At 74.2% G+C, this 13,420-nt stretch carries 7 protein-coding genes; 1 reads left to right on the forward strand and 6 read right to left on the reverse strand.

Annotation, left to right across the window (positions count from 1 at the left end; translation table 11 throughout):
• Positions 1–132: 132 nt before the first annotated feature.
• Entirely contained in the window at positions 133–2,361 is a 2,229-nt protein-coding gene (locus tag AB0I68_RS03840; protein WP_363175552.1) for an ATP-dependent DNA helicase UvrD2, read from the reverse strand.
• Between the two features lie 122 nt (positions 2,362–2,483).
• Here AB0I68_RS03840 and AB0I68_RS03845 point away from each other — a divergent pair, with 122 nt between their 5' ends.
• Positions 2,484–2,744 (forward strand): glutaredoxin domain-containing protein, encoded by a 261-nt coding sequence (locus AB0I68_RS03845; RefSeq protein ID WP_363175553.1) that lies wholly within the window; start codon positions 2,484–2,486, stop codon positions 2,742–2,744.
• A gap of 120 nt (positions 2,745–2,864) precedes the next feature.
• On the opposite strand, the gene nudC is transcribed toward AB0I68_RS03845, so the two are convergent.
• The 5 genes from nudC to AB0I68_RS03870 form a co-directional block, all read right to left on the reverse strand.
• Complete coding sequence (gene nudC / locus AB0I68_RS03850; protein WP_363175554.1) at positions 2,865–3,806, reverse strand: NAD(+) diphosphatase; 942 nt, start codon at positions 3,804–3,806, stop codon at positions 2,865–2,867.
• Positions 3,807–3,898: 92 nt separating this feature from the next.
• The gene (locus tag AB0I68_RS03855) at positions 3,899–5,305 is read right to left on the reverse strand and encodes a dipeptidase (RefSeq protein ID WP_363175555.1); all 1,407 of its coding nucleotides are present in this window, start codon (positions 5,303–5,305) and stop codon (positions 3,899–3,901) included.
• Between the two features lie 10 nt (positions 5,306–5,315).
• A complete protein-coding gene (locus tag AB0I68_RS03860) occupies positions 5,316–9,128 on the reverse strand; it encodes a UvrD-helicase domain-containing protein (protein ID WP_363175556.1) in 3,813 nt (1,270 codons plus the stop codon).
• A gap of 104 nt (positions 9,129–9,232) precedes the next feature.
• Positions 9,233–12,736, reverse strand: coding sequence for an ATP-dependent DNA helicase (locus AB0I68_RS03865; protein ID WP_363175557.1), 3,504 nt, complete (start codon positions 12,734–12,736; stop codon positions 9,233–9,235).
• 237 nt (positions 12,737–12,973) lie between these two features.
• On the reverse strand, positions 12,974–13,321 hold the full coding sequence (locus AB0I68_RS03870) for an MGMT family protein (RefSeq protein WP_363175558.1): 348 nt from the start codon (positions 13,319–13,321) through the stop codon (positions 12,974–12,976).
• Positions 13,322–13,420: the final 99 nt, after the last annotated feature.

Here is a 13,420-nt window from a genome sequence, read left to right on the forward strand (position 1 = left end):
CCCGGGGGCCTGTCCCATGCGTATTCGGATAAGTACAGCACGGATCCGGAGCTTCGGAGAAGCCACCGTTTCCGTTGCTAAGAACCTATGGGGATTGGCTGGGCATGTGCAAACTATTTTTCCGACGAGTTTCTACGCGTCGTCAGCATCCTTGCCCCCAGGCTCTTGACCTGCACAGATGGCCAACACGTCGGCTCCGTACCGGTCGAGCTTGCGTCGACCGACTCCAGCGATCATCGAGAGCTCGCCGTCCTCGGACGGCGAGCTCTCGGCGATCGCGACGAGCGTCTTGTCCGTGAACACGCAGTAGGCGGGCAGTCCCTGCTCCTTCGCCTGGCCCGCGCGCCACTCCCGCAGCCGCTCGTACAGGCCTTCGTCCATGTCGGACGGGCAGTCGTCGCAGCGCATCAGTTTCAGCTCGCCGGCCTCGGTCAGGGTCTTGCCGCACACCCGGCACAGCGCCGGGCCGCGGCGGCCGCGCCCCCGGAGCCCCCGCTCGGCCGCGGCGGCGCCCGCCCGGCCGCCCGGGGCCGCAGAGCCCGGCCGCAGCCCGTTCAGGAAGCGGCTGGGGCGTCGGGAGGGCCGGCCGCCCGGAGCCCGGGAGAGCGCCCAGGAGAGCGTCAGGTGCAACCGCGCGCGCGTGACGCCGACATAGAGCAGCCGGCGCTCCTCCTCCACCTGTTCGTCGGTCTTGGCGTACGTGATCGGCATCATGCCGTCGGTCAGGCCGGCCAGGAACACGGCGTCCCACTCCAGGCCCTTCGCCGCGTGCAGCGAGGCGAGGGTGACGCCCTGGACGGTCGGCGCGTGCTGGGCGGCCCTGCGCTCGTCCAGCTCGACGGTCAGGTCCGCAAGAGTCGCCCCGGGCCGGCTCCGGGCGAAGTCCTCGGCGAGCCGGACCAGGGCGGCCACGGACTCCCACTGGTCCCGGACCGCGCCGGAGCCGGCGGGCGGCTCGCTGGTCCAGCCGGTGGAGCTGAGCACGGCCCGGACCTGGGAGGCGAGTTCGACGACGTCGTCGAGCAGCGGGTCGTTGCCGCCGGAGCGGGCGGCGCCGCGCAGGGCGAGGATCGCCCTCTGCACCTCGCCCCGCTCGAAGAAGCGCTCGGCGCCGCGCAGCTGGTACGGGACTCCGGCATCGGCGAGGGCCTGCTCGTACACCTCGGACTGGGCGTTGATGCGGTAGAGCACGGCGATCTCGCCGGCCGGGACGCCGGCCGCGATCAGGTCCCGGATGCGGATGGCGACGCCCTCGGCCTCGGCGGGCTCGTCGGGGTACTCGGCGTAGACCGGGTCGGGGCCGGGCTCGCGCTGGGAGACCAGCTCGAGGCGGTGCTCGGCGGCGCGGCCCTTGGCCTGGGCGAGGACCCCGTTGGCGAGGTGCACCACCTGGGGGGTGGAGCGGTAGTCGCGGACGAGCTTGACCAGGGTGGCCTGCGGGTAGCGGGTGCGGAAGTTCAGCAGGTGGTCCGGGGTGGCCCCGGTGAAGGAGTAGATCGTCTGGCTGGCGTCGCCGACGACGCAGAGGCTGTCGCGCTCCCCGAGCCAGAGGTCCAGCAGCCGCTGCTGGAGCGGGCTGACGTCCTGGTACTCGTCCACCACGAAGTGCTGGTACTGGGTGCGGATCTGCTCGGCGATGTCGTGGCGGTCCTGGAGGATGCCGACCGTGAGCAGCAGCACGTCCTCGAAGTCGATCATGCCGCGGTCGCGCTTGAGCTGCTCGTACGTCCCGTAGATCTGGGCGATCTCCGCCATGTCCCGGGGGGCTTCGCGGCCGGCCTTGAGGGCGGCCGCCGGATAGTCCGAGGGCACGGTCTGGGTGACCTTCGCCCACTCGATCTCGCCGGTGACATCGCGCAGCTCGCCCCGGTCGAGCCGGATGCGGCAGCGCGCGCCCGCCTCGGCGACGAACTGGATCTTGCGCTCGAGGAGCCGGGGCACCTCGCCGCCGATCGCCTTGGGCCAGAAGTACTGGAGCTGACGCAGGGCGGCGGAGTGGAACGTCCGCGCCTGCACCCCGCCCGCGCCGAGGGAGCGCAGGCGGCCGCGCATCTCGCCGGCGGCGCGGTTGGTGAACGTGACGGCCAGCACACTCGCCGGCATCAGCTGGCCGGAGCGGACCCCGTAGGCGATCCGGTGGGTGATCGCCCGGGTCTTGCCCGTGCCCGCGCCCGCCAGCACGCACACCGGCCCGCGCAGGGTCGTCGCGACCTCGCGCTGCTCCGGGTCCAGGCCCAGGAGCACCGCGTCGGCCGAGTCGGCGCCGGCAGGGAAGGATGAGGGGTGCGTTGCTGATGTCACCCCGCCATGCTGCCAGGTCTCCAGGGGCGGGCGGGAAACTTGTCCACAGGGTGCGCGCATCCGTCATATCGGCCTACTTGACGTACTTGACGTACCAGCCGTACCGCGGGTGCGGGAATGGCCCCGCGGTCCCGTACGTTCGAGTACTCGGACCACCCAGACCCCACAGAGGAGAGCGCAGCATGCAGGACACGGGTTCCGTGACGATGTTCAGCACGACCTGGTGCGGCTACTGCCGCCGGCTGAAGACCCAGCTGGACCGGGAAGGCATCGCGTACAACGAGATCAACATCGAGCTGGACCCCGAGTCCGCGGCGTTCGTCGAGAAGGCGAACGGCGGCAACCAGACGGTTCCGACCGTGCTCGTGGTGTCTCCGGCCGGCAGCGAGTCCGTCATGACGAACCCGAGCCTGGCCCAGGTCAAGCAGGCCCTCGCCGTCTGACCGGCATGCCGGTGCGCCGCGTGAACAGAGCTGCGTGAACAGAGCTGCGTGAACAGAAAGGCCCCCGCCGCGGCGGGGGCCTTCTGCTGTGTGAGAAGCCTTACGTCCAGGTTCTGCGGCTCATGCGACCGGGCGCGGCAGCGGCTCTCCGTACCAGCGCTCGACCAGGCGGGCCGCGATGGAGATCCCCGACGGGGGCACCATCTCGCCCGTCTCGAACGCGGCGCGCAGCTCCTCGCGGGAGAACCAGCGGGCCTCCTGGATCTCCTCGCCGTCGACCGTGATCTCGGTGGTGGTGGCGCGCGCCGTGAAGCCCAGCATCAGGCTGTACGGGAACGGCCAGGGCTGGCTGGCGACGTACTCGACCTCGCCGATCCTGACGCCCGCCTCCTCCCACACCTCGCGGACGACCGACTGCTCGATCGACTCGCCCGGCTCCACGAACCCGGCCAGCGTCGAGAAGCGCCCCTCCGGCCAGTGCACCTGGCGGCCCAGCAGCGCGCGGTCGTCCTCGTCGGTGACCAGCATGATCACCGCCGGGTCGGTGCGCGGGTAGTGCTCGGCGCCGCAGCCCGGGCAGCGGCGGATGTGCCCGGCGGCCGCGACCACCGTGCGCTCGCCGCAGCGGGAGCAGAACCGGTGCATCCGCTGCCAGTTCTCCAGGGCCACCGCGTGCACCATCAGCCCGGCGTCGCGCGGGGACAGCAGCAGTCCGGCCTCGCGCAGGCCGGCCGGGCGGGCCGACTGGTCCATCCGGCCCGGCAGCGAGTCCTTCTGGAGCGCGAAGTACCGCACGCCGTCGTCGTCGGTGCCCAGGAAGTAGCGGTGCGTCTCGGTGACCGGGGCCTCGAAGGCCGGGGTCATCACGATCCCGGTCTCCCCGTCGGGGGTGTCGTCGATCAGGACCTGACCGCCGGACACCACGAAGACGCGGGTCGTCGGGTGGCTCCAGGCGGCGGCGAGCCAGGCCTCGTCGAGGCGGTGGTGCGCGGCGCGGTCGATTCCGCTGGGCGCGGTGAGCGAGATCGGCTGCTCGGTATGGGTGCTCACAGGTACTTCCAACTCCCCCGGTGGTGGGACAGGCAGGCTCAGTGACTCGTGACTCGTGACTCGTGACTCGGTACGTGCGGTGCGGCGGTGCGGCGGTGCGTGCGTCAGGCGGGTTTCCCGTGGGAGGCGGCCAGGTCGCCCCACAGGTAGGCGGCCGTCTCGACGCCCTTGAGGAGCAGGTCCAGCTCGACCTTCTCGTTCGGCGAGTGCCAGCCGTCGGACGGCACGGAGATGCCGAGGAACAGGACGGGCGCGTCCAGTACGTCCTGGAGGTCCGCCGCGGGTCCGGAGCCGCCCTCGCGGGTGAAGCGGACCTTCTCGCCGAACGCCCGGCCCATGGCCCGTACGACGGACTGCAGCGCCGGGTGGTCCAGTGGGGTCAGACAGGGCCGGGTGGGGGCGCCGAAGACGATGGAGTGCCGGATTCCGTCGGGGATCCGCGCCGCGACCCAGTCCCGGACGGCCGCCTCGACCTCGTACGGGTCCTGCCCGGACACCAGGCGGAACGACAGCTTCAGGTGGGCGGAGGCAGGCACGATGGTCTTGCCGCCGGGGCCCTGGTAGCCGCCGCCGATGCCATTGACCTCGGCGGTCGGCCGGGCCCAGACCCGCTCCAGCGTGGAGTAGCCCTTCTCTCCCGCGGCTGCGTGCGACTTGGCCGTACGCAGCCACTCGGACTCGTCGAACGGCAGCTCGGCGATCAGCGCCCGCTCCTCGTCCGTGAGCTCGGCGATGTTGTCGTAGAAGCCGGGGATCGTGACCCGCTCGTCGGCGTCGTGCAGCGCCGCGACCAGGCGGGCCGCGACGGTGGCCGGGTTGGGCACGGCACCGCCGAAGGCGCCGGAGTGGATGTCCTGGTCGGGCCCGTGGAGGTCGATCTCGCAGTCGGCGACACCGCGCATGCCGGTGCAGACGGTGGGGGTGGTCTCGGACCACATGCCCGTGTCGGAGACGATCACGACGTCGGCGGCGAGGCGCTCCGCCTCGCGCTCAACCAGGGCGCGGAAGTTCGGGGAGCCCGACTCCTCCTCGCCCTCGATGATCAGCTTGAGGTGCACGGCCGGGGCGTCGGCACCGGTCGCGGCCAGGTGGGCCCGGACGCCGAGGGTGTGGAAGAACACCTGCCCCTTGTCGTCGGCGGCGCCGCGCGCGTACATCCGGCCGTCCTTGACGACGGGCTCGAACGGGTCCGTGTGCCAGCCGTCGGCGACGGCGGCGGGCTGCACGTCGTGGTGCCCGTAGACGAGGACGGTCGGCGCGTCCGGGTCCTCGCTCGGCCACTCGGCGAAGACGGCGGGTGCACCCGGGGTCGGCCAGATCTCCGCGACCGGGAAGCCGGTCTCCTTGAGCTTCGCGGCGAGCCATTCGGCGCTGCGGCGTACGTCGTCCGCGTGCTCGGGCTGGGCCGACACGGAGGGGATGCGCAGCCACTCGGCGAGGTCGTCGAGGAAGGCGGCGCGGTGGGTGCCGATGTACGCGCGGACGACGCTGTCCGCCGGGGTTTCGCTCATGCCTATGAGCCTAACTGCCGGGTTGCCGGTCACTGTCCGTGTCCGATTTGCCTTGGAGGATCCGCTCAAGACGCGGCCGGTCGGGGAGGTTGCGGGGCCGGATCACGCGGCCGCTGCGGACGTGGAGGAACGCGGCGGCGACCCGGTCGAGCGGGGTGCCGGTGGCTTCCGCCCAGGCCAGGCGGTAGACGGCGAGCTGGAGGGGGTCGGCCTCGGTGGTCCGGCCGGTCTTCCAGTCGACGATCTCGTACGAGCCGTCCGGATTCCGGTAGACGGCGTCGATCCGGCCGCGGATGACGCGGCCGGCGAGGGTGAACTGGACCGGGACCTCCATGCGGTGGGGGGTGCGCTCGGCGTACTCGCTCCGCTCGAAGGCGGCCTTGAGGGATTCGAGGTCGGCCTCGTCGGCGATCTCCTGATCGGAGCCGGGCAGCTCGGTGGCGGGGTCGAGGACGTCGAGGAGCGGCAGCGGGAGCTCGTCGAACCGGGACTCGACCCAGGCGTGGAAGCGCGTGCCCTGGCGCGCCGCGGGCTGCGGGGGCTTGGGCATGGGGCGGGCGAGGTCGCGGGCGAAGCCCTGCTCGTCGGCGGCGAGGCGCAGGAGCTGGCTGGCGGAGAGGGCGGCCGGGAGCTCGACGTCGCGCACGGCGGCGCGGGCACGCCGGAGCTCGCCCTCGAGGGCATCGAGATCCCGGTCCCACGAGGCCACGGCCCGGGCCTCCTCGGGCGTGAGCCGAGCCGCTCCCGCGGTACGGCGTCCTCCCCGAGCGGGGCCCCGGTCGTCGCCGGACGGGTCGGTGACCCCGGGCGGTGGGGTCGGGCCGGGCATGGGCGCGGGCGCGGGCTCGTCGGCCCAGGGGTCGGCGTCCGGCCAGGGGTCGCCGTGGGGAGCGGAGTCCTCCCCCACCCCGCCCCTTCCCGAAACCGGGGCTCCGCCCCTGACCCCGTGCATCGGTGCTGCGGCCCAGAGGTCCTCGCCGTCCGGCGTGCCGGAACCGGGCTCGGCACGCGCGTGCGGCGCAGCCGCGCCGGTGCCCTCGTCCGGCGCCCAGAGGCCGTCGCCGTCCGGCGCTCCGGCGCGCGCGTGCGGGACGGCCACGCCGGCGGCCGGCCGGGAAGCGGTGGCCTCGCCCGGAGCCCACAAGCCGTCGCCGTCCGGCGCTGCCGCACGGGCGTGCGGCACGGCCGGGGCGTCGCCCGGCCGGGGACCGAGGGGCTCGTCCGGGGCCCAGACGTCGTCCTCGTACGACGGGTCCTCGCAGTGCGGGGGCCAGAGGTAGGGGTCCGGCTCCGGCTCCGGCTCCGGGGTGGCGAGGTAGGACTCGACCAGGGCTGCCGCCGCGCGGCGGAGGGTCAGGGAGTCCGGGTCCAGGGGGAGGGGCCAGGACCGGTCCGGGGTCGACTCCGTGGCGAGGGAGGGGTTCTCCGCGTCCGGGTCCGGTTCCTCCGCCCAGGCTTCGATCTCGCCGTGGCCCGCCGCGCAGTGGTCGTACAGGGAGGAGAGGAAGGCCGAGGGACCTCGGCGCTTCTTCTGGGTCGGGCCCCACCAGTGCGCCGAGGCCAGGAGGAGCGAGCGGGGCCGGGTGAACGTGACGTAGCCCAGGCGGAGTTCCTCCACCGCCTTGTGCTCCTTCAGGGCGGCCTTGAAGGACTTCAGCCCGGCCGAGTTCCACGCCGGGTCCCCCGGAAGGGTGGATGCGTCGCCGCGCAGCGCGTACGGCAGGACCTTGGCGTACGAGGTCCACGGCTCGGGGGCCTTCTCCTTCGGGAACGAGCCCGCGCACAGGTCCGGGACCACCACCACGTCCCACTCCAGCCCCTTGGACTTGTGGGCGGTGAGCACTTTCACCGTGTTCTCCCCGCCGGGGAGCGCGTGGTCCAGGCCCTTCTCGTACTGGACCGCCGTACGCAGGAACCCGAGGAAGGCCAGCAGGGAGGCCTCGCCGTCCAGGGACGCGAAGCCGGCCGCCACGTCCAGGAAGCCGGACAGCGACTCCCGGCGCCGGGCCGCCAGTGCGTGCGGCGACGCCGACAGCTCGACGTCCAGGCCGGTCGCCGCCAGCACCCGGTGCAGTACGTCCATCAGCGGGTCGGCGAGCGAACGCCGCAGGTCGCGCAGCTCCTGGGCGAGATGCGCGAAGCGGACCCGGGCGGCGGGCGAGAACGGCAGGTCGTCCGCGGCCGCGGCGTGCCCCGCGTGCCCCGCGCCGTCCAGGAACGTCTCCAGCGCGTCCGCCAGCGAGACGACCTCCGCCGGGTCCACGCCCTCCACCGCCGCGGCGAGGCGCTCGTCCGGGTCCACGTCACCTTGCGCGCGGCCGATCAACTGCCGCGCCCGGCGGCCCAGCAGTGCCAGGTCGCGGGCGCCGATCCGCCAGCGCGGGCCGATGAGGAGCCGGACGAGGGAGGCGTTCGCGCCCGGGTCCTGGAGCACCTCGCACACCGCGACCAGGTCCGCGACCTCCGGGAGGTGGAGCAGTCCCGAGAGGCCGACGACCTCCACCGGTACGTCCCGGGCCACCAGCACGGCCTGGATCTGCGCGAAGTCCCGCGCGGACCGGCACAGCACCGCGATCTCGCGCGGCTCCGTCCCCGTACGGACCAGGTGCGCGACCGAGTCCGCGAGCCATTCCAGCTCCTCGGCGTGCGTGTTCAGCAGGGCGCAGCGGACGGTGCCGGCCTGCTCCTCCCCCGGCGCCGCGCGCAGCGCTTCGACGCCCTCGTGCAGGGACCGCAGCGGGGCGGCCAGCCCGTTGGCCAGGTCGAGGAGGCGGCCGCCGCTGCGCCGGTTCTCGCTGAGCGAGAAGCGGGTGGCGGGGCTGCCGTCGGCGTGCGGGAAGTGCTCGGGGAAGTCGTCCAGGTTGGCCACGGACGCACCGCGCCAGCCGTAGATCGCCTGGCAGGGGTCGCCGACGGCGGTCACGGCGTGCCCGCTGCCCCCGCCGAACAGGCCGGACAGCAGCAGCCGCTGGGCCACGGAGGTGTCCTGGTACTCGTCGAGCAGGACCACCTGGAACTCCTCGCGCAGCAGCGTCCCCACCTCGGGCCGGGTGGTGGCGAGCTGCGCGGAGAGGGCTATCTGGTCGCTGAAGTCGAGCAGGTCGCGGGAGCGTTTGGCGGCGCGGTAGCGCTCGGTCAGCTCCAGCAGCTCGAGGCGGCCGCGCACGGCCTCGGGGATCTTGCGCAGGTCGTCGTTGGTGAGCACGGCGTCGGCGAGGGTGTCGAGGAGTTCCGTGTCGTACGTGCGCAGCTCCGCCGGGGTGACCAGGTGCTCGGAGAGCTCGCCGTCGAGCGCGAGCAGGTCGCTGACCAGGTCGGGGACCGATTTGGTGAGCGCCGGGTACGGGCCGGGGGCCTCGCGCAGCACGCGCGCGGCGAGCTGGAAGCGGGTGGCGTCGGCGAGCAGTCGGGCGCTGGGCTCCAGGCCGATGCGCAGGCCGTGGTCCTTGAGGAGCTGGCCGGCGAAGGCGTGGTACGTGGAGATGCGCGGCTCGCCGCCGGCCGCGTCGGCCTCGGCCGGGGACGGGTCCGGGTCGCTGATGCCGGCCCGCGCGAGGGCCTTGCGTACGCGCTCGGCGAGCTCGCCGGCGGCCTTGTTGGTGAAGGTCAGGCCGAGGACCTGCTCGGGCGCGACCGCTCCGGTGCCGACCAGCCAGACCACGCGGGCGGCCATGACCGTGGTCTTGCCGGAGCCGGCGCCGGCCACGATGACCTGCGGGGCGGCCGGGGCGGTGATGCAGGCCAGCTGTTCGGGCGTGAAAGGGATGCCGAGGAGCTCCTTGAGCTGCTCGGGGTCGGTGAGGACGGACGGACGCGCGGACACGTGAAGAGGCTAGCCGCACTCACCGACACTCCCGGCTGCCGTCTCACCCGCCGGTCGGTCACGGGCCGGCCACTGGTCACCCGTCGCCACCCGTCGGCCACCGGTCACTCCACCGTCTGGCGGCCCTCCGGGCGCGCGCTGCACGAGCTGCGGAAGGAGCAGTGGTCGCAGTGCTTGCCGGTGGCGGGCGCGAAGCGCTCGTCCAGGACCCGGCCGGCGGCGGTGGCCAGCAGGTCGCCGACCCATTCGCCGTTCAGCGGCTGCTGCGCCTGGATCTTGGGCACCGCGTCGCCGCCGTCGCGCTGGGTGGCGCCCTGGCGCAGCTGCACCAGCTCGGCACCGCCCGCTTCGGGGCGGTGTCCGTCGAAGACCTCGTCGACGGCGCCTTCGCGTACGGCGAGCTGGTACACGGCGAGCTGGGGGTGCCGCGCGACCTCGTCCTTCGTGGGCGCGGCCTTCCCCGTCTTGAAGTCCACGACGTACGCACGCCCCTGGGGGTCCGATTCGACCCTGTCCATGGAACCCCGGATCCGGACGGCGTACTCGCCCGCTTCGAGCGTGACGTCGAACGCGTGCTCCGTGGCCACGGCCGCCCTGCCCCCGCGGTCGGTGGTGTGCCAGCGCAGGAAGCGCTCCAGGGCGGCGCGGGCGTTGTCCTTCTCCTGGCGCGATTTCCAGGGGGCGTCGAAGGCGAGGGCGTCCCAGACGGAGTCGAGGCGTTCCATCAGGACGGCGAGGTCGGCGGGCGTGCGGCCGGAGGCGACCTCGTCCGCGAGGACGTGGACGACGTTGCCGAAGCCCTGGGCGGCGGTGGAGGGGGCGTCGGCCTTGACCTCGCGGCCCAGGAACCACTGGAGGGAGCAGGTGTTGGCGAGCTGGTCCAGGGCGCTGCCGGAGAGGGCGACGGGCCGGTCCCGGTCGCGGAGCGGGACGCTGCTGCGGGTGGGCTCGTACAGCCCCCACCAGCGCTGCGGGTGCGCGGCGGGGACCAGCGGACGGTCGTCCTCGTCGGTCAGCGCGGCGAGGCGGGCGAGGCGGCGGGCGGCGGCTTCGCGGAGCGCGGGCGTGGCGTCGGGGTCGACGGTGGTGGCGCGCAGCTCGGCGACGAGCGCGGGGACGGCGAGGGGGCGGCGCGGCCGGCCGGCGACGTCCTTCGTGGTGACCCCGAGCTCGGTGAGGAAGCGGGAGGGCTGGTCGCCGTCCTCGGCGGGGGCCTTGACGGCGGTGACGACGAGGCGGTCGCGGGCGCGGGTGGCGGCGACGTAGAAGAGGCGGCGCTCCTCGGCGAGGAGCGCGCCGGGGGTGAGGGGCTCGGCGAGGCCGTCGCGGCCGATGCGGTCGGCTTCGAGGAGGGAGCCGCGACGGCGCAGGTCGGGCCACAGCCCTTCCTGTACGCCGGCCACGACGACGAGGGACCACTCGAGCCCCTTGGAGCGGTGGGCGGTCATGAGGCGGACGGCCTCGGAGCGGGCGGTCCGGCCGGTGAGGGTGTCGGCGGCGATGTCCTCGGCCTCGAGCTGTTCGAGGAAGTTGAGCGCGCCGCGGCCGCCGGTGCGCTCCTCGGCGCGGGCGGCGGTGTCGAAGAGCGCGCAGACGGCGTCGAGGTCGCGGTCGGCGTTGCGACCGGCCGCGCCGCCGCGGCGGGCGCCCCGCTCCAGGCGCTGGGGCCAGGGGGTGCCCTCCCAGAGGGTCCAGAGGGCCTCTTCGGCGGTTCCGCCGCCCTGGAGGAGCTCGCGGGCCTTGCGCAGGAGCAGTCCGAGGCGCTGCGCTCCGCGGGCGTACGAGGGGTCGTGGGCGACGAGCCGTTCGGGTTCGGCGAGGGCGCGCGCGAGCAGCACGTCGGACGGGGCCGGCACCTTGATGCCGGCGGCCCGCTCCTCATCGCGCAGGGCCCTTCCGAGCCGCCGGAGATCCGCGGCGTCCATCCCGCCGAGCGGCGAGCCGAGCAGCGCCAGGGCGGCCTCGACCCCGACCCATCCCTCGCCGGCACGGCCGCCTGCGGCGGGCTCGGATTCGGCGCCGTCGCCTGCTGCGGGCTCGGAGCCGGCATCGCCGCCGGTGCCGTGGCCGGGCAGGCCGGGGTCGGCGTTGCGGGCGGGCTCGCTCGCCTCGGCGCGTACGGCATCCGTCCGGGCAGCGGCGGAATCGCCGTCCTGCCGCGGACCGGTCAGCGCGAGGGCGGCCTCCGGCTCCGCAGCCGGGGCCGCGGTGGCCTCGCGGTCCGCGGGGTCCGGGGCCGGGGAGGCCGGGGGCGCGGTGGGGGTCGCCGGGGCGGCGGCTGTGCGGAGGGCTGTGAGGAGGGGGGCTATCGCCGGTTCGTGGCGGAGGGGGGTGTCCGTACCGTCCGTCTCCGCCGGGACTCCCGCCGAGATCAGGGCCCGGCGCATCACCGGCAGGGTGCGGCCGCCGGAGCGGACCAGAACGGCCATGTCCTGCCACGGCACACCGTCCTCCAGGTGCGCGCGGCGCAGGATGTCGGCGATGTTGTCCAGCTCGGCACCGGCCGTCGGGTACGTGAACACCTCGACCCGGCCGCCCGCGCGGGTCGGCTCCAGGCCGCGGTGTGCGCGGACCGCCGCCGCGGGGAGCCGCGGGACCGGCATGCGGGAGGTCAGGAGGCGGGTCGCCGCGAGGAGGTGCGCACCCGAGCGGCGGGCCACCGTCAGGGCGTGGACCGCCGCGCCCGGGAAGGAGCTCTCGAAGTCCAGGATGTTGTTGATGTCGGCGCCGCGGAAGGCGTAGATCGACTGGTCCGGGTCGCCGAACGCGACCAGTGTGCCCGCCGGTCCGGCCAGGGCCCGCAGCAGGCGCAGCTGGGAGGCGTCCGAGTCCTGGTACTCGTCCACGTAGATCACGTCGTAGGACGTGGACAGCGAAGGGGTGCGCTCCGCCAGGAGGACCGCCCGGTGCAGGAGCTCCGCGTAGTCCAGCGTGCCCTGCATGTCGAGGACGTCCAGGTACTCGGACAGGAACGCGGCCGCCGCCTTCCAGTCCGGGCGGCCCAGCCGGGTCGCGAACGCGTCCAGCGCCGTCGGGCCGAGCCCCAGCTCGCGGGCGCGGGCGAGCACCGCGCGGACCTCGTCCGCGAAGCCGCGCGTGGTCAGCGCGGCCCGCAGGTCGTCCGGCCAGCGGATGGAGCGGATCTGCCGCTGCCCGTCCAGCAGGGTGCGGACCATCACGTCCTGCTCCGGCCCGGACAGCAGCCGCAGCGGATCCGCGAACAGGTCGGTGTCCTGGTGGGCGCGGACCAGCCCGTAGCAGAAGGAGTGGAAGGTGGTGGCCTGCGGAGCCCGCGCCCCGCCGAGCCGCAGGGCGGCCCGGTCGCGCAGCTCCACCGCCGCCTTGCGGCTGAAGGTGAGGATCAGGATCCGGGCGGGGTCCACCCCGGCCTCGACGCGGGCCGCGGCCGCCTCGACCAGCGTCGTCGTCTTCCCGGTACCCGGTCCGGCCAGGACCAGAAGCGGCCCGCCGGTGTGATCAACCACCGCCTGCTGCGCTGCGTCCAGAACAGGGGGATCCACCCGCTGCGGCCCGGTGCGCACGAGGCGGTACGCGTCAGGGATCCGCGTACGCCGCCGCTCGGAGCGGTCGGATGGAGAGGTGATCACGTGGGGTGCCGGTCCTGGTGGGTCTGCGGTTGCTGCGGTCGCTGCGGCGCTTGCCGAAGAGGCAACGCTACGGCAACCGGCGCGCCCAGCGCAGTTCCCCGAGGTCCGGCGCGGGATGCCGCCGAGGCACTCGCCGGCCCTCCGTCCGGTCCCCCGTCCGGTCCCCCGTCCGGTCGCCCGTACGGGCCTTCGCCCGGGCGCTCGACCGCCCGCCCGGGCCCGGCATGGCCGAAGCTGTCAGATGTGACCCTCGTCCCGTGCGGCGCGCTCTTCCCGCCCGTCCCAGCGCGCCCGCGGCATGTTCAGCCGGGCCTCGCCGTCGGCGGTCAGACGCAGCGGGGTGGCCTCCGCGCGGTAGTGCTCCAGGGCCCGGTGCTCGCTGCCGGGCAGCGGTCGTCCGTCCGCCCTGACCACCCGCCACCAGGGCACTGCTCCCCCGTACAGGGCCATCACGCGCCCGACTTGGCGCGGTCCGCCCTCGCCGAGCCATTCGGCGACGTCCCCGTACGTCATCACCCGGCCGGGCGGAATCCGCTCGGCCGCCTCCAGCACCCGCTCCGCGTACGCGGGCAGCTCTTCGCTCATTGCGCCCATGGTGCCGTACATCACGGACCGGTTCCCGGAAGGTTTCCTTCCGTACCGGCGCGCACCCTGATGCCCCGCCCGCCGGTCCGTCCGTGCCAC

The organism is Streptomyces sp. NPDC050448 (genome assembly GCF_040655295.1).
Taxonomy (GTDB): Bacteria; Actinomycetota; Actinomycetes; order Streptomycetales; family Streptomycetaceae; genus Streptomyces.

What these genes read in the sequence shown, in the direction of transcription:
- AB0I68_RS03840 (WP_363175552.1), bottom strand. Translation starts at nt 2,361, where the DNA reads ATGCGCGCACCCTGTGGACAAGTTTCCCGCCCGCCCCTGGAGACCTGG.
- AB0I68_RS03870 (WP_363175558.1), bottom strand. Translation starts at nt 13,321, where the DNA reads ATGAGCGAAGAGCTGCCCGCGTACGCGGAGCGGGTGCTGGAGGCGGCC.
- AB0I68_RS03855 (WP_363175555.1), bottom strand. Translation starts at nt 5,305, where the DNA reads ATGAGCGAAACCCCGGCGGACAGCGTCGTCCGCGCGTACATCGGCACC.
- AB0I68_RS03845 (WP_363175553.1), top strand. Translation starts at nt 2,484, where the DNA reads ATGCAGGACACGGGTTCCGTGACGATGTTCAGCACGACCTGGTGCGGC.